Origin of the sequence: Paraburkholderia sp. FT54 (assembly GCF_031585635.1) — a bacterium.
Classification (GTDB): domain Bacteria; phylum Pseudomonadota; class Gammaproteobacteria; order Burkholderiales; family Burkholderiaceae; genus Paraburkholderia.
The window spans coordinates 1063232-1083695 of record NZ_CP134196.1; the positions used below are offsets into that span (position 1 = coordinate 1063232).

The following is a 20464-nucleotide window of genomic DNA, read 5'->3' on the forward strand; positions in this document are numbered from 1 at the left end:
CGGAGTGAGTGCTGTAGCACTCACTCCGGATCGACATCCAATGCTGACGCACTCACTCCGATCGACAGGAGAAGCCCGTAATGCCGATCATCGAATCAAAGTTAAATCCGCGCTCGGACGACTTCCGCGCCAACGCGACGGCGCTCGAAGCGCTGGTCGCCGACCTTCGCGCGAAGGTCGGGAAGCTCGCACTGGGCGGCGGTCAGGCGGCCCGCGACAAACACACGGGACGCGGCAAACTGCTGCCGCGCGATCGCATCGAGAAGCTGCTCGATCCGGGCACGCCGTTTCTCGAGTTCTCGCAACTCGCGGCCTATGGCATGTATCACAACGATGCGCCAGGCGCGGGCGTGATCACCGGCATAGGCCGGATCGCCGGGCAGGAGTGCGTGATCGTCTGCAACGACGCGACGGTCAAGGGCGGCACCTACTATCCGGTCACCGTGAAAAAGCACGTTCGGGCGCAGGAAATCGCCGCTGAAAATCATTTGCCTTGCGTGTATCTGGTCGACTCGGGCGGCGCGAATCTGCCGAACCAGGATGACGTATTTCCGGACCGCGATCACTTCGGCCGCATCTTCTACAACCAGGCGAATCTGTCCGCCGCGGGCATTCCGCAGATCGCCGTGGTGATGGGTTCGTGTACGGCGGGCGGCGCATATGTGCCGGCCATGAGCGACGAGTCGATCATCGTCAAGAATCAGGGGACGATTTTTCTCGGCGGTCCGCCTTTGGTGAAAGCCGCCACAGGTGAAGTGGTGAGCGCGGAAGACCTCGGCGGCGGCGACGTGCATACGCGTCTGTCGGGTGTGGTCGATCATCTCGCGCAAAACGATGCGCACGCGCTGGGCATTGCGCGCAGCATCGTCGGCAATCTGAATCGCGGCAAGCAGGTGCCCGTGACCTTGCAGGAACCGAAGCCACCGCGCTACGACGTGAAGAGCATGTACGGCGTGATTCCCGTCGATACACGCAAGCCGTTCGATATCCGCGAGGTGATCGCGCGTATCGTCGACGACTCCGCGTTCGACGAATTCAAGGCGCGCTACGGCACCACGCTCGTCACCGGTTTCGCGCATATCTGGGGGCATCCGGTCGGTATCATCGCGAACAACGGCATTCTGTTTTCGGAGTCCGCGCTCAAGGGCGCGCACTTCATCGAGTTGTGCTGCCAGCGCAAGATTCCGCTGGTGTTCCTGCAGAACATCACCGGCTTCATGGTGGGCCGCAAATACGAAAACGAAGGCATCGCGCGTAACGGCGCGAAGATGGTGACGGCGGTGGCGACTGCCAAAGTGCCGAAGTTCACGGTGATCATCGGCGGGTCGTTCGGCGCGGGCAATTACGGCATGTGCGGTCGCGCGTATTCGCCGCGCTTCCTGTGGATGTGGCCGAATGCGCGTATCTCGGTGATGGGCGGCGAGCAGGCGGCGTCGGTGCTGGCCACGGTCAAGCGCGACGGCATCGAAGGCAAGGGCGGCTCGTGGAGCGCCGAAGAAGAAGAGGCGTTCAAGCAGCCGATCCGCGATCAGTACGAACATCAGGGCCACCCGTACTACGCGAGCGCGCGTCTGTGGGACGACGGCGTGATCGATCCGGCGCAAACGCGCGACGTGCTCGGTCTCGGCTTGTCGGCCGCCATGAATGCGCCGATCGAAGACACGCGTTTCGGCGTGTTCAGAATGTGACGATGCGCGACGAAGCGCAGGAGCTGCGACGATGCAATACGAAACACTGAATGTCGAATTCGCCGGACCGATTGCAACCGTCACGTTGAATCGTCCGGACGTGCGCAACGCGTTCAACGAAACCATGATCGCCGAGGTGACCTCGGTCTTCACGGCGCTCAACCATCGCGACGACGTGCGCGCGGTGGTGCTCGCCGCGAACGGCAAGGCGTTCTGCGCGGGAGCGGATCTGAACTGGATGAAGAAGATGGCCGGTTACTCGGACGACGAGAACCGCGCCGATGCGATGCTGCTGGCGAACATGCTGTCGTCGATCTATCGCTGCAACAAGCCGGTGATCGCGCGCGTGAACGGAGATGCGTACGCGGGCGGCATGGGTTTGATCTCGGCGTGCGACATCGTGGTGGCCGTTGAAAGCGCGCGCTTCTGCCTCTCGGAGGCACGCCTCGGTCTGATTCCCGCCACCATCGCACCGTATGTGATTCGCGCGCTGGGCGAGCAGGCGTCGCGCCGCTATTTCACGACCGCCGAGCAGTTCGATTGCGCGACGGCGTTGCGCCTCGGGCTCGTCAGCGAAGCGGTGAGCATGGAGCAACTCGACGCCACTGTCCAGCAGATTGCCGGGACGCTTTGCGCGAACGGTCCGCAGGCGGTGCGCGCGTGCAAGCAGCTCGTGCAGGACATGGCGGGCCACGAGTTGAATGACGCCATGATCGAGGACACGGCGGCGCGCATCGCGCGCACGCGTGCCGGCGCGGAAGGCCGCGAAGGCGTCGCGTCGTTCCTCGAAAAACGCCCGCCCGCCTGGCGCAACTGAAGCACCTATTCCATGGCGCTCACCGCGCCTTGATCAGAGCAACAGCCCCGAAAAACGGCACACTTCATCGAGACACTTCATGTTCAACAAGATTCTGATTGCCAACCGGGGCGAGATTGCGTGCCGCGTCGCCGCGACCTGCAAGCGGCTCGGCATCGCGAGCGTGGCCGTCTATTCCGATGCGGACGCCAACGCGAAACACGTCGCCGCGTGCGATGAGGCGGTGCACATCGGCGGGTCGACAGCGGCGCAGAGTTATCTGCGCGTCGAACGCATTATCGAAGCCGCGCGCGCCACCGGCGCGCAGGCGGTGCATCCGGGCTACGGCTTCCTGTCGGAAAACGAAGACTTCGCGCATGCGTGCGAGGCGGCAGGTATCGTCTTCATTGGACCGCCGGTCGAAGCCATCGCCGCGATGGGTTCGAAAGCCGCCGCGAAGGCGCTGATGCATGCGGCCGCCGTGCCGCTCGTGCCGGGTTATCACGGCGACGATCAGGACGCGCAACTGCTGCACCGCGAGGCGGATGCGATCGGTTATCCGGTGCTGCTCAAAGCCAGCGCGGGAGGCGGCGGCAAGGGCATGCGCGTGGTCGAGCGCAGCGAGGATTTCGCGGCGGCGCTGGCTTCATGCAAGCGGGAAGCCGCAAGCAGCTTCGGCAATGATCGCGTGCTGATCGAAAAATACCTGACGCGGCCGCGTCACGTGGAGGTGCAGGTGTTCGCGGATCGTCACGGCGGCGCGGTCTATCTGTTCGATCGCGATTGCTCGGTGCAGCGGCGTCACCAGAAGGTGCTGGAGGAGGCGCCGGCGCCTGGATTGTCCGCTGAAATCAAGCGCGAAATGGGCGAAGCCGCAGTGGCGGCCGCGCGCGCGGTGAATTACGTCGGCGCGGGCACGGTCGAGTTCATCATGACCAGCACGGGCGATTTCTACTTCATGGAAATGAACACGCGCCTGCAGGTCGAGCATCCGGTGACGGAGATGGTGACCGGCCAGGACCTGGTGGAATGGCAACTGCGCGTCGCCGCCGACGAACCGCTGCCGCTCACCCAGGCACAGTTGAAGATCGACGGCCACGCGATCGAAGCGCGTATTTATGCCGAGCATCCGGCACGCGGCTTCCTGCCGTCGACGGGCACGCTCAAGCATCTGCGCATGCCGGAAGGCGTGGAGTTCACGATCGATGCCGGCGAATCGGGACGCAAGGCGCCGGTGCGTATCGACAGCGGCGTGCGTGAAGGCGACACCATCACGCCGTTTTACGATCCGATGATCGCCAAGCTGATCGTGCACGGCGCCACGCGCGAAGAGGCGCTTGCGCGTTTGAGCCGCGCACTGCATGCGTGCGAGGTGGTCGGCCCGCACACCAACGTCGAGTTCCTGCAAAGCATTGTCACGAGCGAGCCGTTTGCCACGGGCGATCTCGACACGGGCCTGATCGAGCGTCATCACGACGCCCTGTTCGCGCCGCGCAAGAAGCCGTTCAAGGAGGCGCTGGCGCTGGCTTGCGCGGCGTTGCTCACGCGCGAGGGCGGCACGGCGCACGGCGCGTCGCCGTGGGATGCGCTGTCGCACTGGCGCCTGAATGGCGGCTATACGCAGATGCTCGGCTGGCGCGATCTGGACAGCGGCAGCACGGGTGACGGCAGCGAAAGCACCTTCACGGTCACGTTCGCGCGCGACGGCGGCACGCAAACGCTCGAACACGACGGCGTGCGCGAGGATTTCAGCTGGTCGAACGGCAGTGGTCCGCATGAATTCCGCGCGACGATCGGCGATGCGCGCGCCACGGGCCGCGTGTTCGTCGACGGCGATACGTTCCATGTGTTCTGTCTCGGCGAAGCGCTGGCGTTCGAGTGGCAGAACCTGCTCGCGCACGCCGCCGACGCCGAAGGCGGCGAGGGCCGTTTGACCGCGCCGATGCCGGGCAAGGTGATCGCGGTGCTGGTCGAGCCGGGCACCGTGGTGGAGAAGGGCACACCGCTGATCGTGATGGAAGCGATGAAGATGGAGCACACCATCGGCGCGCCGGCTGCCGGTACGGTGTCGGAGGTACTGTACGCGGTCGGCGATCAGGTGGCCGACGGCGCGCAGCTTCTGGTGCTGGACGTGCAACAGCGCTAGATCCGCGGCTCAGGCGAGGCGCGTATAGCCGACGGCGCGCGCTTCGTTTTCGAGTTGCTCGATACGCTCGTAGTCCGAGGGCGGCAAAACGGAAAAGCCCGCTAAACGCAGGCGTTTCGCGCGTTCCGGCTGCATGACGAGCGCCTCGTTCAGGGCTTCGCGCAATGCCTCGATCGTTGCCGAGGGCACCGTGTCGGAGGCGATCAAAGGCAAGCCCGGCGACGGCGCCGTCATGCCGATCCGGCGAACCTGCCGGGCCAGTTCCGGCATTTCGTCACATACGAAAGCGAAGGTCACGCAGTCGATTGCGGCGACATCCGCGCGATTTTCCGCCACCGCGCGCAACGAGCCGAGATGCGAGCCGGTTCGCAACACCGAACTGAAGAACATGCCGGCGCGCGAGAACGGCGCCACGGCGTGGCGAAACACGTTCATGCCGCTATTCGAGTCGTCCTGGTTGTAGGCGGCGCGCGCGCCGCGGCAGGCCGCGAGCGTATCGAACTGCGCGTCCGCGCGCGTCACCAGCACGCTGGAATAATGCGCGCCCTCGCAGCCCGGCGCGTCGAAACGCGGCGTCGCGATCAGTTGAACCTGCTCTTGCAAGCCGTGCCTGAACGGATAGCCGCAGGTCTGCGAGATCAGCAGATTGGGGCGCCGCCAGAAGCCATGCAATTCCTCGTCCGGTTCGACGATGCGGCACGCGGGCTTGACCATGCGCAGCACGTCGGCGAGCCACTCGCGCCACTCCAGGTCGAGCGCGGGTGTGACGTTATACATTGGCAGGGCGGCGATCCAGGTCATGATGCGATTCTGGCATAGCTGCCGGTTAATGTCTGACCATTCGGAATTCGTCGAGGCCGAGACGCACCGGCTCCGTCGGTCTGAATGTCCATTTTTGCGCGGCTACCGAAAGGATTTCCAGCTGCGCATCTTCGAATGCGACGAGCAGATCTTCCTTACGCTTGCTCGCCGCGCCGCAATAGGCCACAAGAGCCTCGGCGCTGACCTCGAAGATCTGCGCGCGATCGTCACAGCACACCCGGAACGCGACCGTTGCGCATTCCGTCACACAGGGCCGAACCCCTTCATCGACATAGACCGACATAGCCATCTCCCGCCAAACACACACGCCTGAGCCATCAGGATGACAAGTCGTAAGCTGGCGGTATGTGGGAAAACCGGCATTTGCGGTGAAATGGCCGTGACTTCGTTGGCTGCACCAAACAGAAGCTAACGCTCGCAAACGAATTATCGCAGTGACCTGACTGACGGCCAGTCAAGCGTCTGTACTGTCCCACAGTGGGGCAAGACCCGGCGGATCCACGATTCGGCTGCCTGCCGTCGCCAATGCGTGTATTGCTGCCATATCCGCACCATCTAACTCGAAGTCGAAGACCGCGATGTTTTGTGCCAGTCGATCAATCCGCGTGGTTCTCGACAGCGCTGCAACGCCGGGTTGTTGAACGAGCCAACGTAAGACGATCTGGGCGACGGTTCTGTCATGGCGGGCCGCGATCTCCTTGAGCGTTTGGTCCGAAAACACGCGGCCAATCGCCATGCCGCAATATCCCGTGACGGCAAGCCCAGCCTGGCGCGTGCTTTCGATCAGCAAGGATTGGTTCAGGTACGGGTGGTATTCGAACTGATTCGTTACGAGCGGAGCCGCCGAGAGCCGGATAGCTTCCGTCATGAGTGCACGGTTGAAATTGCTGACGCCGATGTGCCGGACCTTGCCGGAGCGCACGACCGCATTGAGCCCCTCGATCTGCTCGGCCAAGGTCACATCCGGACTCGGCCAGTGCAGCAGGAGCAGGTCGATGTAATCCGTCTTGAGCTTGCGTAGACTCTCTGTGACGGACGCATCGAAGTATCTTGCGGAGTAGTTGCTCACCCACACCTTGGTCGTCAGAAACATTTCGCTTCTTGGGATGCCGGATGCGGCTACGCAGTCGCCGATCTCGGCTTCGTTGCGATAGATTTGCGCGGTATCGATATGACGGAAGCCAGCATGAAGGGCTGAGGGGATCATTCGATAGATGTCGTCGCCATTCATCCCGTAGGTGCCAAAGCCTATGGCCGGAATGGGTGCGTTACCGGCATGGACGTATTGCATGAGCTGTTCCTTATAGACTAACTAAAAGAGGAAGAGCCGGAAGAATTCGGTTTGAACGTCACATAGGAACTCTGTGCGTAAAAATACGAGCCTATCGGACTTCCTCCCAGCAACTTCAGGTTCGCGCTATTCGACGGATTCATGGATGGCGCCCGCCATGGCGGGATTCGTCAGGATGTGAATCGTTTGATCGTGGTCGGCGAGTGCTGGGTGAAAGATGATCCATTCCGTTTCCGGCAAACGAGCGCGGTTCCTCACGGGGTGATCTCGGGGAAGACAAGATAAACGACGGCATGGCTGGAAAGAAGCCTATATGTCTCGATGCGAACTATCGTCCGCGGCGATACAGCAGTGCCGGGATTTCTCTGGATCAATTGCACCCATTTGTTGCGGCCGTCGATACCCTCATTGCGGCCCTGTACGGCCATGCGATGCTGACCATGGTCGATGACGCGTATGCCTTGCGCAGTCACGCGCGCACTATCACTTCCGGTTCAGGTCTTCGAATCCGAAACCAGGGCGTCCAGTAAATGCCGGACGGCCGGAACCATGCCGCGACGCGTAGGGAAAACTGCGTGGACGAGGGCGGGCGTCGTAGCCAGGTCCGCCAGCAAGTGCTGCAAGCGGCCGGCCTGAATGTCGGCATCGACAAGTTCGCGGGGCAGCATGGCCACCCCGACGCCTCGCAAGGCGGCAACCCGCAAGCTCGCCAGGTCATCCGTCGCCAGACGAGGCTGATGCGCCCATGAACTCGTGCGACCCTCGGCGTCGACCAGGTTCCAGACAAACCGCTCGCTGCTGCTGGACATGGCAAGTGTGGGCCATTCCTTGAGCGATTCGAGCGCGCTGGGCACGGGATGGCGCGCCGCCAGATCCGGACTGGCGACCAGAATGTGAACCGATAAGGCCAGTTGCCGGACTGCGAGATCTGTGTTTTCCAGAGGGGGAAGCCTGACCCGGATGGCGAAGTCGAGGCCCTCCTCGACCACATCCACGCGGCGGTTGGTTGCGTCGACGAGGACCTGCACTTGCGGGTTGTCCTGGACATACTGCGTAATGATTGCGGAGATGCCGGAGGTCAGCAGTCCCACGGGACAGCTTATCCGTATGGTGCCCTGCGGCTTTGAGCGCGTCTGGTCCACGAAGTCCCTGGCGGCCTTCGATTCGGCTACCAGGGCGAGGCAATGCTGGTGGAACCGCCGGCCGGTTTCCGTCAAGGACAGGCTCCTGCTGGTGCGATTTAGCAGACGAACGCCCAGCTCCTCCTCCAGTGCGCGAACGCGCCGGCTGAGTTTCGACGTCTGTACGCTCAGGCTGCGGGCCGCTGCCGTGAAGCTACCGTGCTCGACGACTTCCGCGAAGAGTCGAAGATCGTTGAGGTCAGTGATCGGGTTCATCGGTGGCTCCAAGTTGGGCCTTTAACGTTCTACCACTCGCAATGTTGCTTTGCAATTCACGACATAGGCGAAATATCGTTGTGGATATAGCATGGCTAACGGGTCAAACCATCGGTAGTTCGGTGGCTACCGTTCGGCATAGGCGACCTTGGAGAATGTAATGAAGGCGATTGGTTACACAGCAAAGGGGGGCGTCGAGGTCTTGACCGACCTTGAACTTCCGATGCCGGAACCGGGCCCGCGCGATTTGCGGGTCGCCGTGAGGGCCGTGTCGGTCAATCCTGTCGATGTGAAGCGCCGTCGCTGGGAAGATCCTTCGGAGAGCCAACTGCCCAGAGTGTTGGGCTACGACGCGGCGGGCGTCGTCGAAGCGGTTGGAAGCGAGGTCACCCTTTTCAGCCTGGGTGACGAGGTCTTCTATGCGGGCGCGATGGACCGCCCCGGGACAAACTCGGAGTTTCATCTCGTCGACGAGCGGATCGTCGGGCCTAAGCCCATCTCATTGTCGTTCGCCGAGGCGGCGGCTTTGCCGCTCACGTCGATAACCGCATGGGAAATGCTCTTCGACCGCATGAAGGTGCCGCGTGGCTTGCGCACACCCTCCGGCACGCTACTCGTTCTGAACGGAGCAGGCGGCGTCGGCTCCATGTTGATCCAACTGGCGAACCGCCTCACGGGCCTCATCGTCATCGCCACTGCATCCCGGCCCGAAACCGCCGAGTGGGTGCGCAAGCTCGGCGCGAAGCACGTTGCCGACCACAGCAAGCCCATCGACGAAGCGTTGCACGCAATCGGCTTCACTGGCGTGGACTACATCGGGGCGATTACTTCGACGCCCGGCAGCGGCCCCAGTCTCGCTCGCGCGTTGAACCCCCAGGGTCACATAACGCTGATTGACAACTTTGACGACAGCATTGCGCCGTTCAAGCCGAAGAGCATCACGGTGTCGTGGGAGATGATGTTTACCCGGTCGCTGTTCCAGACAGCGGACATGGATGCCCAGCACCGCCTGCTGAAAGACGTGGCGGCAATGGTCGATGCCGGCGTGCTGCGGACGACGCTCACGCATGTGGAGGGACCCTTGACGGCAGCGAATCTTCGCAAGGCTCACGAACGGATCGAAACGGGAAGGGCTATCGGGAAAACGGTGCTGGAAGGATTCCGCTGACGAGTGTCGCCGTCGTGCGGCGTGCTCAGCGTCGCTTCGCAATTGGCGACAACCCTTGCATGGAACCGAAGCGAGCGCTGTGGGACGCAGAGAAAGCGCCCTTGATGTGTCGGCGCAGGGTTGTGCGGTGTGCTGATGTATCGCTTCAATGCAAATCTCCTGATTGCCGCGCGCTGCTTTTCACACATTGATTGCAAAGAGAGCCCGAATCGGGTTCCGGGCTTTGACCGATTCTTATCGTTCTGCCAATAGCAACGATACATTGCCGCCGCGGAGATATGCGCATCAACATTGCGCACGTAGCATTCATGTCAGTCGTCGTCTCATTTCATTTCATTTCAGGAGATTCGTCATGGATCGTTATAAATTTCTTCCGCTGTTGGGCCGCATCCTGATCGGGGCGCCATTTGTCATGAGCGGGCTCGGCAAGCTCGGAGCGCATGCTGCGACAGTGGGCTATATTGCCGCCATGGGTCTGCCCGCGCCGTCACTTGCGTTCATTGTTGCCGTGCTGACCGAACTGGGCGGCGGCTTGCTGCTGCTTTCAGGCTATAGGGCTCGCGTCGTGTCGCTCGCGATGGCGGTGTTCTGCGTGGTCACTGCATTGTTCTTTCACCACAATTTCGCAGATCAAAATCAGATGATTCATTTTCTCAAGAACGTGATGATGGCTGGTGGTCTCCTGCAGATCACTTACTTTGGTGCCGGCGCGTTCAGCCTGGACGCGCGCTCCGGGCGGAGCGCTTCGGGCATTTCGCCTCTGAACGCGAGCTAACAAGACGGATCAGATGAGACGACCGCCTGACCGGCCGGCTCGTCTTACCTGGACCGGTCCTCGCAGCAACATGGTGCGCATTGTCGGGCGCACCTCATTTTCCACCGTGGCATTACTACAGAGATAGGAAGGAGGTCGAAATGTCGAAAGTTCTGGTTCTCTATTATTCCTCGTATGGCCATGTCGAAACACTGGCGGAAGCCGTCGCCGAAGGCGCGCGCTCGACGGGCGCTACCGTCGACGTCAAACGAGTGCCTGAGACCGCGCCGGAGGAGGTGGCCAAGGCGGCCTACTTCAAGCTTGACCAGCAAGCGCCGGTTGCGAAGGTCGCCGAGCTCGCCGACTACGACGCGATCGTCGTCGGTACGCCGACCCGGTTCGGGCGCATCTCCTCCCAGATGGCAACGTTCCTGGATCAGGCCGGCGGTCTCTGGATGAGCGGTGCATTGAACGGCAAGGTCGGCGGCGCCTTCACGTCGACCGCCAGTCAGCACGGCGGACAGGAGGCGACGCTATTTTCGATTATCACCAACCTCCTGCACTTCGGTATGACCATCGTTGGCCTGCCGTACAGCCACCAGGGGCAGATGACGCTGGACGAGATCGTCGGCGGCTCTCCATATGGCGCCACGACCATCGCCGGCGGGCAAGGTCAGCGCCAGCCGAGCGCTATTGAACTCGCGGGTGCCCGGCATCAGGGCGAATTGATCGCCCGGACGGCAAACAAGCTGTTTGGCTGAACGTCAGGCATATTCGCACCGGCGGCAGCGCTCATCCGGCCGCCGCGCAGGTGGCACGCGTCGCATGTGCTGCGGCGGGAAAACAGAGGCACACATGCTCACACACAGACGTTGGGATTCATTGGATGGGGCGAAACGCGGCTGGCTGCGCGCGAAACACCATTTCGCGGTCAGCGCGGACGGCAATCCCGCGCACGCCGCGTTAGGTCCTCTGATTGTCTGGAACGACGACGAAATCGCAGTCGGCAGCGGTTTCCCCATGCACGGGCACCGTGACATGGAGATCGTCACTTATGTGCGCCAGGGCCTGCTCGGGCATCGAGACACCTTGGGTTCCGAGCAAACGATCCACGCCGGCGACGTTCAGGTCATGAGCGCCGGCACGGGTATACGCCACGCCGAGTTCAACAAGGGCGAGATACCGCTCAAGCTTTACCAGATCTGGCTGCTGCCGCGTGAAACCGGTAGTGAACCCGCATGGGGTACCCGGCCGTTTCCCAAAAGCAACCGGTCGGGGCGCTTCGTAGTTCTTGCCAGCGGGTTTGCCCACGATGAAGGTGCGCTTCCTGTTCGCGCCGATGCGCGTGTGCTTGGCGCAATGCTGAAGACAGGCGAAAGCGTTCGACACCAGTTGGGTCCGGCGCGACGCGCCTATCTGGTCGTGGCCTCGGGACGCATCGAAGTGAATGGCGAGCCCGTTGGGCCGCTAGACGGCGTAGCAATCACGAAAGTCGCCACGGCGCAGATTTCCGCCCTTGAAGATTCCGAGCTGGTGATGGTGGACGCTGGCTAATTTCGTTTCCAGTACCAGGTCCGCGCGGCCAAATCACAGCAATCAACCTGCTTCGTGAATGATGCAATGAAGGCGCGGGCAGCCGCCTGAAGCATCAACTACATCCATGTTCAACTGCGCGCTGGAGAGGCCTGGCGATCTGGCCGCGCAGCGTCGCGTTGCCGCGGCGAATTCCTCTGGATGAAGTCGGGCAAATTTCCATGCACCGGATGCGCGACTGGTGCTAAAGCGTAAAGCCTCAACCATTCGCTGTAACCCGCCACAAGAAATCCTCCCGAGCGTTCTATGTATTGCTGGCGGGACGTTTCATAGACGTCCCGGAGTGCGAACCATGGCACATGCGGCAAGTCATGATGAACCAGATGATAGTTGTTGTTCAGAAACAGCAGGCGCCAGAACCACGCCGCTTCGTTGATGACAGTACGATGCTCGTGCGCCTGCGCCGGGCGGTGCTCCTGAAATGAGCGGATCGAACCCAGCGACAGCGACCCATAACCCACGCCGACGATAAAGACCCACGGCGGGATCGCGCAGACATGTTGCAGCCAGGCCGTTAGGGCGGCGAGCGCGGCGAAGTGCGCGAGCCACACCGGGACAGCGCGCCAATCGCCGCTTCTGATTCGACGCAGTGTCTCCACGCCCGTCGCGGCGATGGCGAACGCCGGCCCGACCAGCAGGCGGCCGACCAACGTATTACGGAAGCGCAGCAGCGCGCGAATCGCCCAACCCGCGCGTCGCCACACGAGCGCGCTGACGAAGTAGCTCTCGGGGTCGCGCTCGGGATGCGTCAGATGCGGATCGTCGTGATGCTGAAGATGCGAATCGCGATAGATGCCATATGGGAACCACACGGCGAGCGGCGCGAAGCCAAGCAGGGCGTTGACGAACGGCGAGCGCGTGGGATGGCCGTGCAGCAACTCGTGTTGCAACGACATGTACCACGTGCCGAGTATGGCCAGCAGGAGCGTGGTGAGCGGCAAGCCCAGATCGCGCGCATGCGTCGCCACGCCGAACCATCCACCATAGATCGTCACGATCAGTGCCCAGGTCGGCCATTGCGTGCGCCATGTCCAGCTTGCCGCCAGGCGGGCGAGCCACTTGCGTTGCGTGTCGTCGAGATAAATCGCCATGAACGGATCGGTCGGATGCAGGTTCAGACCGATCCTACGGACCCGCGCGCGTCGCCAGAACCAATTTGTTCAGCAATGCATCTGCTAAATCGTGCTTAGACCGGCGGGCTCGGGCGCGGGCCGTGACATCCGCCATTGCCGGTCAGGCGCTCACGGCGCGTCCGCCACGCGGCAGGCGTGATCCTGCAGACTTTCGGCCGAGCCGCTGCCGTTGTCCACGTCGAGCCCGCTGTTCACGATCAGCCAGCCGTCCTTGTCAGCGGAGGGCCCCGCGCCCGTCACGAGGATGGTTTGTGCGGCCATCGCCTGAGCGCCCTGGTTGTCCCGCGCGACGATGCGAAACGGGTTGTCGGCTGCGCCAAGCGAGCTCACGCGCATGATGCGGTAACGGTTGCCGTCGAGCGTGTCCCAGCGCCATTCATCAGGCGAGTCTTTGGCGTGACGCGCGAGCGCTTCGCTGATATCGCCGCGCATGCAGTCGATATGGATATGCAACTGGTTCTGCGTGCGTCGATATTGCGAGTTGATTTCGAGGCCGAGTTGATTGTCAGGCAGAGAGCGCTTGACCGACTTCTCGACGTAGGTCCGCGCCTGCCAGGCGTCGACCCAGTAATCCTGCGCATGCGGCGCGAGCACGAGCGGACTTTCGATACCGGTGATGCGGTCGGTCGGAATCAGCAGATACTGCGACCTTCCGACGATATCCTTCAGGATCGCGTAGCGTCTGTCGAGGTCGACGGCCGTGCATTGGCCCGGCGTGCCGGTTGCCTGCTGCGAGGGCACGCAGCGCAGATCGACGATTTTCCACAGCGCGTTCGAGTCGACCGCGGCGAGGTGCGCGCATGCGGTGGCGGCCAACCCGAGGGCTAAGGTCGCGGCGATTCGCGCGCCGCGGCGCAAGAGGGCCCGCTGCGGGAGAGCGGGCGTTGGTGTTTTCATCGGCGGATTGGTTGAATTTTTTTAGGTGCTGGCGAAGGTTTTTCCGGTGTCAAAGCACCGGTGCCGGCAACGCGCCGAGAAGCTGCTCGAAGGCAACGCCGATCGCCAGCAGGCGCCGGTCCTCGCCGAGCGGGCCGTCCAGTTCGAGTCCGACCGGCAAGCCGCTTGCCGTCATGCCGGCCGGCAGCGAGAGGCCCGGAATGCCCGACGTGCCGGCGGGATCGGTGTTGCGCAGGAATGCGTCCATGGTGTCGATCGGCGCCGAACCGTCGATCGAGACCGTCGACGAGCCGTTCATGTCGTCGATCGGCACGGCGGCGAGGCGCGTGGTCGGAAACAGCAGCGCGTCGAGGCGCTCGTCGGCGAACGTCGCGGCCACGTACTGCTGCAAGCGCGGCCGCCAATGATTCAGCGCGGCCTCGTAGCGCTCGCCGAGCACATCGTCGAGCACGCCGTCGTAGATCGCGCGCACGTCCGGGCTGGCGATGCGGGCCGCCATTTCCACGACGGTTTTGACCGGCGCGTCGTTGGAGACGAGCCAGGCGAGCACGTCCTCGCGTGGCTCATGGATCGCAATCGGGCCGGCCACCATGCGGTTCAGATCGTTCAGTTCGGTCATCGTCACCGGCACGAACACCACGCCCGCCGCTTCGAGCTGCTTCAACGCGGCGCGCGCCACGTCCTCCACCTGGCGCTCGAGTCCTTCCCAGAGCGGCGCGGGCAAGCCAATGCGCAGGCCGTTCAACGCAACGGCCGGCAATGCGCCGGCGCCGGTGATCACGCCGTCGAGCAGCGCAATATCGGCGACGCTGCGCGCCATCGGGCCGACGGTGTCGCGTGTATGGCTGATCGGCACCACGGCGTTCGGATCGTGATAGCGCCGTTCGGCGCCGCCGTTGCCGACCGACGGACGAAACCCCGCCGTGCCCGTCAACGCGGCCGGGATGCGCGTCGAGCCGCCGGTGTCGGTGCCCAGACCCGCGGGCACGATGCGCGCGGCAATCGCCGCGGCGGTGCCGCCCGACGAGCCGCCGGGAATCAACGTGGGATCGTAGGGATTGCGCACCGGCCCCGCATGCGTGGCGAAATTCGTACTGGTGATGCCGAATGCCAGTTCGTGCATATTCGCCTTGCCGAGCACGATCGCGCCGGCGTCGAGAAGGCGCTGCACGGAGGGCGCATTGGTCTTGGGCATGAAGCCCTCGAGCGCGGGTGTGCCCGCCGAGGTCTGCATGCCCGCCGTGTTAATGTTGTCCTTCACGACAATAGGCAAACCGGCGAGTGGCAAGCGTGCCTTGTCGGCCGCGGGCAACGCGTCGATGCGCCGCGCGGCGGCGAGCGCGCCGTCCAGGTCGAGCGAGGTGAGCGCGTTGAGGCTCGAGAGCGCCGCCGCGCGCGCGAGCAAGGTGGCCACGTAGTCGGCTGCGTTCAGGCAGCCGGACTGGATCGCGGCGACGGCTTCCGTGGCGGTCAACGCGAGTTGTTCATCGACGGTCCATGTCATGGCCGGTGTCTCCTTGTGCTGATGAGGTGTCCCGGCGCGCGGGTTTCATGAAGCGCAGCGCGAGGCGCGCCAGCGTGGGCACCAGCCTGGGCCGCAGCAGTCTCGTATCGTAGCCGCTCATGCGCCGGTCGTTTTCCGCGAGGCAGAGCGCGAACAGGTCGCGCGCGCTCATGGGTATGGACGGCGATCGACGCGCGCCCTTCGGTCTGTACCGCGACATCTGCTTGTGTGCCTCGGAACCGATCTTCACGCGGGCGGGGCCGCGCAATGTCCAGTGGCGTAGGGCGCGGTCTTCGGCAACATCTGTCAATGTATCGGACATGGCAGGCGTACAGAGGGCGAACTCGATGGGTCGCCTATTCTGGCACAACCGTTCAAATGCCGATGCTGAGCGGCGCAAGCCGGCCGGCGCCAATCATGCAGATGACGCTGCTGCTGCGATGGCTGGCGTTACTGGTGGTTATCGATCCACATGCGTCCCCATCGGAACGCATAGGCCAGCGCGTGCTCTTCGTCGAAGAAGTAATCGAGCGCGTCGAATGAATAATGCTGACCGTGATTCGCGGAAGTTTTCTCGATGGTCAGATTGGCGGCGAACAGGCCATTGGGCATTTGTTGTGCGGCCGGGGCAACTTCGTAACCCTTGTAGCGAATATGTGCGTTCATGATTTTTGGCAGTCGTTGTGCCCGCATGCGTTGCGAAAAGGCCGGCACGTCGGACGCAACCCGTAGCGTCACGCGGCCGGTAAATCAGCGGGCAGGGTCAAGCCTAGGCCGCGCTGCGCAGCGGGTGAACCAATCTTTCGTCGTAAGCAAATCTGCAGGGAAGTGTGTAGGAGCCCCGATCGGATCATATTCGCTGTGTTCGAACACACTATCCTGCGTCGCGGGCCGCGGGTCTGTTATGTGCCGCACGGTTTGCGCGAACGACCGCGCCGTGGGCCGCTCGAGCGGGTCCACGGCGTCATCGGACGGTAAAGAAAGAGGGGAGTTAAACCGCGTGCAGCAGGCGCGCGGGTTGTGCGTCCTTGAGCGTGTTGCCGGCGAGCGGCGTGGCTTCCGGCGTGCGGTGCGTGTTGAACGCCAGCGCGAATTGCGCGGCCTGCTGGCCGACCGTGGCGAGTTGATCGACGACCTTCGCGTCGGAGCAGGTGTCGACGCTGTCAAAGCGCGTTTCCAGCGTATTGATGCCCGCGCCGAACGGCGTCGGCCAGCCGCGCAGCGCATGGACGATCGAGCGCAACGACGTCAGGACCGAGCCCGCGGCTTGCCAGCCATAAGCCGTGACGATACAGCCGACCGCGCGGCCATCCAGATACGGGCGTTCGTCGGCGCGCAATTCCTCGAGCGTGTCGAGCGCGTTCTTGACGAGACCGGACACGCCACCGTGATAGCCGGGCGTGGCGATGATCAGCGCGTCCGCACGGCGCACGGCCTCGATCAGTTCAAGCTGTTCTTCCGTGCGGTGAGCGTGCTCCGGAGCGTAATGAGGCAGGCTAAGCAGGAAAGTGCCGCCGAACAGGCGGGTGTTCGCGCCGACGGCTTGCGCGCCGCGCAGCGCGAAGCCGAGCGCGCGCTCGGTCGACGAGGCGGCGCGCGTCGTGCCGCCAATGCCGATGATGAGCGGCCGGCGATGATGATCGAAACTGGTCAACGAAATACTCCTTCGGTAACGGCTCACGATGCGTCGGCACGGGGCTGCGCGCGGCGGACCGAGGCGAACCGGACTTTGAAGTGTCATGTTAATCAGCGCCGGGCACGGCACGAACCGACTTTTTGTTCTAACGATATAACCGCGCGGCGTGTTGCCAGCCTGCGGCGCTCATGCCGCGTGCGCTGCAATGCACTTGAAGCCGCGCTGGATAAGCATATGGCGAAGCATTGTTTGGGGGCGCAATGACATCCGGCTATGATCGAAACGTCTCCTCCATGACGCCTCCTTGACATGGGATTCAGCCTCGCCACGCCAGTGGCGAGGTTTTTTTTTCGGGCGATGGAGCGGCGCACACCCGGGCCACTTCACGATAAAGCCGTTTTTTGCATGCTACGATGGTCCGCGAAGTGAATCACGGCGAGGTCGAGCAAGCAATGGCAACTCTTTATGACACTCTCGGCGTGCCCACGCACGCCACGGACGAAGAAATCAAACGGGCCTACCGCAAGGCCGCGATGAAGTGGCATCCTGACCGCAATAGCGGCACCGAAGAAGTTGCACGAGCCGCCTTCCAGGAAATCAAGGACGCGTACGCGATCCTCTCCGACGCCGCGCAGCGCAAGGTCTACGACGCGGTCTACGCCGAGCAGATGCGCGGCTGGGAAGCGCAGCGCGCACGCCAGCATCAGGCGCAAGCCGAGCGCGAGGCGGCCGCGCGTGCCGCCGACGAGACCGCGTACGCGGAGATGGTTTCGCTCGCCATGCGTTTCGCCGACGATGGCCACAATCGCGATGTGCTGTTCGGCGTGCTGCTTGGGCGTCAATGCGAGGCACGGCGAGCCGCGCAGATCGCCGATAGCGTGTCGGCGTTGCAGGCCTCGCGCCGCGAAGCCGCGAAGGCTGAAGCCGAAGCTGAGGCCAATGCGGCGGACGCGCCCGAGGTGTCCAATGTCCGCGCCCAATCCGAAGCAACTTCAGCGAAACAGGACGCCGCCAGCCAGGCTGCGCCGGCCAGCCGCGCGAACCCGGGCAAGCGTGAAGAACCCGCTGCCGAGACCCATCCGGCCGGAGTGCTGGAAGGTTTGTGGTTTCAGTTTCTCAACGGCTTGCGCTTTTGACGCTGCACGTAGACCGAATCGATATGGAGAGCGGCCTTGAGCGTTGGAATCCGCACTTCTAGAATCAATGACACGTCCGCAGCATGCGTTGCCGGGGTCGCTCGAACGCCGCCGTGAAGGGCGGCGCGCGCCCGTTGCCACGCGGTCCTGCTTCGTTTGACTTCCACGCAGTCATCCCGGGAGGCACGACGGCCATGTTCACTTTCATCATAGTGGTTGCGGTGGCGGCATTTATTCCGTACGTCGCGGCACCCGGCATTGCCAATGGCGTCAAGGCGCTCAGCGCGCCATCCGCAGCGATGTCATTCGAGACTTCGCCCGCGGCCGCGTCGGACGGAAGCGACGCGGCTAACCGGATCGTGTCCGGCCGACGCGAGACCGACGCCTCTGTCTGAAGCGCTCAGGTCTCAGTTCAGCCTCGTGTGAAGGCTCAATGAAAGCTTGGTGCCTGCGCTGATACGCTTCGGCGCAAGCGCGACGCGCGGTGCCCGTGAGTGAGCGGCCCTGGTACAAATTCTCGTGGCGCAACAAATTTGAACATCGTAGTGTCACGAGGCCGAAAGACTGGGCCGGCAGAATTGCACACAGAAACAAACAAAAAAACACGGGTACGGGGTAAGCGTGACCATAAAATATAAGGTGCTGTTTCTCTGTCGCGAGAATTCAGCACGCAGCATCATTGCCGAAGCTTTGTTGCGGGAACTGGCCGGACACCGGTTCGAAGCATTCAGTGCGGGGCCGGAGCCGGCCGCGCGGGTTCATCCATTTGCGGTCGCGCAATTGCGGCCGGGCATCTCGGAGCTCGGCATTCTCAGCCCGAAAAGCTGGCTGGAATTCACCGGCGAATGGGCACCACGCATGGACCTCGTCGTCGCGCTGGACGAATCCGTCGACGCACACCACGCGCCCGCGTTTCCGGGCGGCCCTGCATCATGCAACTGGACCTTTGCTGATCCGCTCGCCGACGACATCGCCGAGTCCGAGCGCGCGCGCCTGTTCGAGAAGGTGTTCTGGCAAATCGTGCGGCAGGTCAGCGCGTTTATCGAACTGCCCCAGTACGCGACGCCGGCAAGCGCCGCGGCAACGGCGGCAGCGATTCCTTCGGGGATCCCTTCGCTGAGTGCCTCGCCGCCGCGGGTCACGACGTGCGACGCGTGAACACTTTGCGCGGGCGCCGCCTCAGTCTCGGTCAGGCCTGAGGCGCGACGCCCGCAAATGTCACTGCGCGGTTTTCGGGGGATTCATCGGGTCGCCGGGCGACATCGGCGGCGGGTTGCCGTTGGCCGAATCCATGTTTTTCATGGTGGTTCCCGGCATCGGGTCAAGCGGATTCGAGACGGGATCGCCCCAACGGGTCATGCCGGCGGTCGCGGCACTGTGCGCGTTGCCTCCGCCGCTGCCGCCCTGGCCGTTGCCGCCGCCTTGAGCGAGCGCCGCACCGCTTGCCACTGAAAGCGCGGCAGCACACCCCAACATGATTTTCAGTATTGATTTGCGCATGACATTTCTCCTTGCGAGCTCATCGGCATCAGGCTCGCTGTGAGCTGGACGTATGCCGCTCGTGATTGCCATGAGCGGTCCTCGAGATGCAACGCGCAATGGCGCTGCTCTGTCCGGATATACGGCGGGCAGAGACATCTGGATGCAAACGGGGAAAAGCGCGGCAAGGCTGTGCTGTGCAACACGGGCATGCGGGGCAAGGCGCACGCGGCAGTGCGTCACACTCGTGCTGGCGAATGTGCCGAACCTGGGATTTCCCACCGAGGAAGTGCGGGGTAGTTTCTTTACGCTAGCAGCTAATGATGCAGTGGTTTACCGATTGTTCGAACGCGCGAGCGGACTTCCCGCGAAGGGGTCGTTCTGCCAGTCCACACGTTTCTTCGGCTGCGGCGCAGGCGCGGGCGCGGCCGACAATTCAAAGTGGTCGATGGATTGACCTGCGCTGATTGCCTGTTTCAGCCACTGGGGCATTTCACCCTGGCCGTCCCAGCTATCTCCGGTTGCGCTACGGTAGCGTTCAGCCTTTTGCGCGGCCGGCTCGGATGCCAGCACTGCAGCAAGGTCTTCTGGTTTGATGCCAAACTCTTCCATGCGATGGCGGAGATACGCAATCATGCTATCTCGCTTCCTTTCGTCCATAAGATATTCGTCCTTCTAAAACGTCCGGCGTTCTGTCAATTACAGATTGCAAGGAAAATCCGCGAAAGCATCGGCCCATGTAAATGGGGGACGGCCCGCAGTGTGGTTATCGAATAAAGGAAATGCCAAAGGCAGCGTTTAGAAAACGTCGCTCCATATATCGCGGCGCAGCAATTAGCCGATCCGGCCGCCTATCAAATTCAGGGATGTCGATCAGTGAATGTTCAAGCGCTTCGCCGTGCGGCAAGAAAGGCTGCGTATGTCTCACGCCAGGCCTCATGCTCACAGGTGAAAAAACGGTATTGACGATGCACTGATCGCGGCAGGCCGGTTTCATCTCCACGCTCCGTCTCTCGCCGGTACT

22 protein-coding genes and 1 pseudogene are annotated in these 20464 nt (G+C 62.9%); 10 read left to right on the forward strand and 13 right to left on the reverse strand.

The annotated features are described in order from the left end of the window. Positions 1-80: 80 nt before the first annotated feature. The 3 genes from RI103_RS24280 to RI103_RS24290 all read left to right on the forward strand — a co-directional run bounded on the left by RI103_RS24280 (position 81) and on the right by RI103_RS24290 (position 4630). Positions 81-1688: a carboxyl transferase domain-containing protein gene (locus RI103_RS24280; protein WP_310818164.1), complete on the forward strand. Its 1608-nt coding sequence runs from the start codon at positions 81-83 to the stop codon at positions 1686-1688. 31 nt (positions 1689-1719) lie between these two features. Next, a complete protein-coding gene (locus RI103_RS24285) occupies positions 1720-2505 on the forward strand; it encodes an enoyl-CoA hydratase/isomerase family protein (protein ID WP_310818165.1) in 786 nt (261 codons plus the stop codon). Positions 2506-2584: 79 nt separating this feature from the next. Then, positions 2585-4630, forward strand: coding sequence for an acetyl/propionyl/methylcrotonyl-CoA carboxylase subunit alpha (locus RI103_RS24290; protein ID WP_310818166.1), 2046 nt, complete (start codon positions 2585-2587; stop codon positions 4628-4630). 9 nt (positions 4631-4639) lie between these two features. On the opposite strand, the gene RI103_RS24295 is transcribed toward RI103_RS24290, so the two are convergent. The 4 genes from RI103_RS24295 to RI103_RS24310 all read right to left on the reverse strand — a co-directional run bounded on the left by RI103_RS24295 (position 4640) and on the right by RI103_RS24310 (position 8140). Beyond that, complete coding sequence (locus tag RI103_RS24295) at positions 4640-5431, reverse strand: PhnD/SsuA/transferrin family substrate-binding protein (RefSeq protein ID WP_310818168.1); 792 nt, start codon at positions 5429-5431, stop codon at positions 4640-4642. Positions 5432-5456: 25 nt separating this feature from the next. Beyond that, positions 5457-5735, reverse strand: a complete 279-nt coding sequence (locus RI103_RS24300; protein ID WP_310818170.1) for a DUF1488 family protein — start codon at positions 5733-5735, stop codon at positions 5457-5459. Between the two features lie 171 nt (positions 5736-5906). Beyond that, entirely contained in the window at positions 5907-6743 is an 837-nt protein-coding gene (locus tag RI103_RS24305; protein ID WP_310818171.1) for an aldo/keto reductase, read from the reverse strand. A 494-nt stretch (positions 6744-7237) separates the two neighbouring features. After that, positions 7238-8140 carry a LysR substrate-binding domain-containing protein gene (locus RI103_RS24310; RefSeq protein ID WP_310818172.1) on the reverse strand — a complete coding sequence of 301 codons (903 nt, stop codon included), beginning with the start codon at positions 8138-8140 and terminating at the stop codon, positions 7238-7240. A 160-nt stretch (positions 8141-8300) separates the two neighbouring features. Between RI103_RS24310 and RI103_RS24315 the strand changes: the two genes are divergently transcribed. The 4 genes from RI103_RS24315 (at position 8301) to RI103_RS24330 (ending at position 11616) form a co-directional block, all read left to right on the forward strand. Next, on the forward strand, positions 8301-9308 hold the full coding sequence (locus RI103_RS24315; protein ID WP_310818173.1) for a zinc-binding alcohol dehydrogenase family protein: 1008 nt from the start codon (positions 8301-8303) through the stop codon (positions 9306-9308). 352 nt (positions 9309-9660) lie between these two features. Next, on the forward strand, positions 9661-10083 hold the full coding sequence (locus RI103_RS24320; protein WP_310818174.1) for a DoxX family protein: 423 nt from the start codon (positions 9661-9663) through the stop codon (positions 10081-10083). Between the two features lie 140 nt (positions 10084-10223). Beyond that, positions 10224-10823: an NAD(P)H:quinone oxidoreductase gene (gene wrbA / locus RI103_RS24325; RefSeq protein ID WP_310818176.1), complete on the forward strand. Its 600-nt coding sequence runs from the start codon at positions 10224-10226 to the stop codon at positions 10821-10823. A 94-nt stretch (positions 10824-10917) separates the two neighbouring features. Beyond that, positions 10918-11616, forward strand: a complete 699-nt coding sequence (locus tag RI103_RS24330; protein ID WP_310818177.1) for a pirin family protein — start codon at positions 10918-10920, stop codon at positions 11614-11616. Between the two features lie 110 nt (positions 11617-11726). Here the strand turns inward: RI103_RS24330 and RI103_RS24335 are convergent, their stop codons facing one another. The 6 genes and pseudogenes from RI103_RS24335 to RI103_RS24360 all read right to left on the reverse strand — a co-directional run bounded on the left by RI103_RS24335 (position 11727) and on the right by RI103_RS24360 (position 16843). After that, positions 11727-12746, reverse strand: coding sequence for a fatty acid desaturase (locus RI103_RS24335; protein WP_310818178.1), 1020 nt, complete (start codon positions 12744-12746; stop codon positions 11727-11729). A gap of 150 nt (positions 12747-12896) precedes the next feature. Beyond that, complete coding sequence (locus RI103_RS24340) at positions 12897-13685, reverse strand: CDP-diacylglycerol diphosphatase (protein ID WP_310818179.1); 789 nt, start codon at positions 13683-13685, stop codon at positions 12897-12899. Between the two features lie 49 nt (positions 13686-13734). Continuing rightward, on the reverse strand, positions 13735-15189 hold the full coding sequence (gene iaaH / locus RI103_RS24345) for an indoleacetamide hydrolase (RefSeq protein WP_310818180.1): 1455 nt from the start codon (positions 15187-15189) through the stop codon (positions 13735-13737). Further along, positions 15170-15352 (reverse strand): annotated as a pseudogene (locus tag RI103_RS24350) (ferritin-like domain-containing protein); the annotation flags it as partial. The pseudogene RI103_RS24350 and the gene iaaH, both read right to left, overlap by 20 nt. A gap of 287 nt (positions 15353-15639) precedes the next feature. Beyond that, on the reverse strand, positions 15640-15855 hold the full coding sequence (locus tag RI103_RS24355; protein ID WP_310818181.1) for a transcriptional regulator: 216 nt from the start codon (positions 15853-15855) through the stop codon (positions 15640-15642). A gap of 325 nt (positions 15856-16180) precedes the next feature. After that, positions 16181-16843, reverse strand: coding sequence for an NAD(P)H-dependent oxidoreductase (locus RI103_RS24360; RefSeq protein WP_310818182.1), 663 nt, complete (start codon positions 16841-16843; stop codon positions 16181-16183). A 434-nt stretch (positions 16844-17277) separates the two neighbouring features. Here RI103_RS24360 and RI103_RS24365 point away from each other — a divergent pair, with 434 nt between their 5' ends. The 3 genes from RI103_RS24365 to RI103_RS24375 all read left to right on the forward strand — a co-directional run bounded on the left by RI103_RS24365 (position 17278) and on the right by RI103_RS24375 (position 19119). Beyond that, entirely contained in the window at positions 17278-17961 is a 684-nt protein-coding gene (locus RI103_RS24365; RefSeq protein WP_310818183.1) for a J domain-containing protein, read from the forward strand. A 194-nt stretch (positions 17962-18155) separates the two neighbouring features. Further along, a complete protein-coding gene (locus tag RI103_RS24370; protein WP_310818184.1) occupies positions 18156-18356 on the forward strand; it encodes a hypothetical protein in 201 nt (66 codons plus the stop codon). Between the two features lie 226 nt (positions 18357-18582). Further along, complete coding sequence (locus RI103_RS24375) at positions 18583-19119, forward strand: arsenate reductase ArsC (RefSeq protein WP_310818185.1); 537 nt, start codon at positions 18583-18585, stop codon at positions 19117-19119. A gap of 60 nt (positions 19120-19179) precedes the next feature. On the opposite strand, the gene RI103_RS24380 is transcribed toward RI103_RS24375, so the two are convergent. From RI103_RS24380 to RI103_RS24390, 3 genes are all read right to left on the reverse strand, one after another. Then, the gene (locus RI103_RS24380) at positions 19180-19533 is read right to left on the reverse strand and encodes a hypothetical protein (protein ID WP_409077027.1); all 354 of its coding nucleotides are present in this window, start codon (positions 19531-19533) and stop codon (positions 19180-19182) included. 240 nt (positions 19534-19773) lie between these two features. Further along, positions 19774-20100 (reverse strand): H-NS family nucleoid-associated regulatory protein, encoded by a 327-nt coding sequence (locus tag RI103_RS24385; RefSeq protein ID WP_132377496.1) that lies wholly within the window; start codon positions 20098-20100, stop codon positions 19774-19776. Positions 20101-20206: 106 nt separating this feature from the next. Further along, positions 20207-20437, reverse strand: coding sequence for a hypothetical protein (locus tag RI103_RS24390; RefSeq protein WP_310818186.1), 231 nt, complete (start codon positions 20435-20437; stop codon positions 20207-20209). Positions 20438-20464 lie beyond the last annotated feature (27 nt).

Excerpts from the sequence above, each read along its gene's own strand:
- RI103_RS24335 (WP_310818178.1), bottom strand. The coding sequence starts at position 12,746 with ATGGCGATTTATCTCGACGACACGCAACGCAAGTGGCTCGCCCGCCTG.
- RI103_RS24315 (WP_310818173.1), top strand. The coding sequence starts at position 8,301 with ATGAAGGCGATTGGTTACACAGCAAAGGGGGGCGTCGAGGTCTTGACC.
- RI103_RS24310 (WP_310818172.1), bottom strand. The coding sequence starts at position 8,140 with ATGAACCCGATCACTGACCTCAACGATCTTCGACTCTTCGCGGAAGTC.
- wrbA (WP_310818176.1), top strand. The coding sequence starts at position 10,224 with ATGTCGAAAGTTCTGGTTCTCTATTATTCCTCGTATGGCCATGTCGAA.
- RI103_RS24355 (WP_310818181.1), bottom strand. The coding sequence starts at position 15,855 with ATGAACGCACATATTCGCTACAAGGGTTACGAAGTTGCCCCGGCCGCA.
- RI103_RS24305 (WP_310818171.1), bottom strand. The coding sequence starts at position 6,743 with ATGCAATACGTCCATGCCGGTAACGCACCCATTCCGGCCATAGGCTTT.
- RI103_RS24340 (WP_310818179.1), bottom strand. The coding sequence starts at position 13,685 with ATGAAAACACCAACGCCCGCTCTCCCGCAGCGGGCCCTCTTGCGCCGC.
- RI103_RS24380 (WP_409077027.1), bottom strand. The coding sequence starts at position 19,533 with ATGGCAATCACGAGCGGCATACGTCCAGCTCACAGCGAGCCTGATGCC.
- RI103_RS24280 (WP_310818164.1), top strand. The coding sequence starts at position 81 with ATGCCGATCATCGAATCAAAGTTAAATCCGCGCTCGGACGACTTCCGC.
- iaaH (WP_310818180.1), bottom strand. The coding sequence starts at position 15,189 with ATGACATGGACCGTCGATGAACAACTCGCGTTGACCGCCACGGAAGCC.
- RI103_RS24285 (WP_310818165.1), top strand. The coding sequence starts at position 1,720 with ATGCAATACGAAACACTGAATGTCGAATTCGCCGGACCGATTGCAACC.
- RI103_RS24320 (WP_310818174.1), top strand. The coding sequence starts at position 9,661 with ATGGATCGTTATAAATTTCTTCCGCTGTTGGGCCGCATCCTGATCGGG.
- RI103_RS24370 (WP_310818184.1), top strand. The coding sequence starts at position 18,156 with ATGTTCACTTTCATCATAGTGGTTGCGGTGGCGGCATTTATTCCGTAC.
- RI103_RS24330 (WP_310818177.1), top strand. The coding sequence starts at position 10,918 with ATGCTCACACACAGACGTTGGGATTCATTGGATGGGGCGAAACGCGGC.
- RI103_RS24385 (WP_132377496.1), bottom strand. The coding sequence starts at position 20,100 with ATGGACGAAAGGAAGCGAGATAGCATGATTGCGTATCTCCGCCATCGC.
- RI103_RS24365 (WP_310818183.1), top strand. The coding sequence starts at position 17,278 with ATGGCAACTCTTTATGACACTCTCGGCGTGCCCACGCACGCCACGGAC.
- RI103_RS24300 (WP_310818170.1), bottom strand. The coding sequence starts at position 5,735 with ATGTCGGTCTATGTCGATGAAGGGGTTCGGCCCTGTGTGACGGAATGC.
- RI103_RS24290 (WP_310818166.1), top strand. The coding sequence starts at position 2,585 with ATGTTCAACAAGATTCTGATTGCCAACCGGGGCGAGATTGCGTGCCGC.
- RI103_RS24295 (WP_310818168.1), bottom strand. The coding sequence starts at position 5,431 with ATGACCTGGATCGCCGCCCTGCCAATGTATAACGTCACACCCGCGCTC.
- RI103_RS24390 (WP_310818186.1), bottom strand. The coding sequence starts at position 20,437 with ATGAAACCGGCCTGCCGCGATCAGTGCATCGTCAATACCGTTTTTTCA.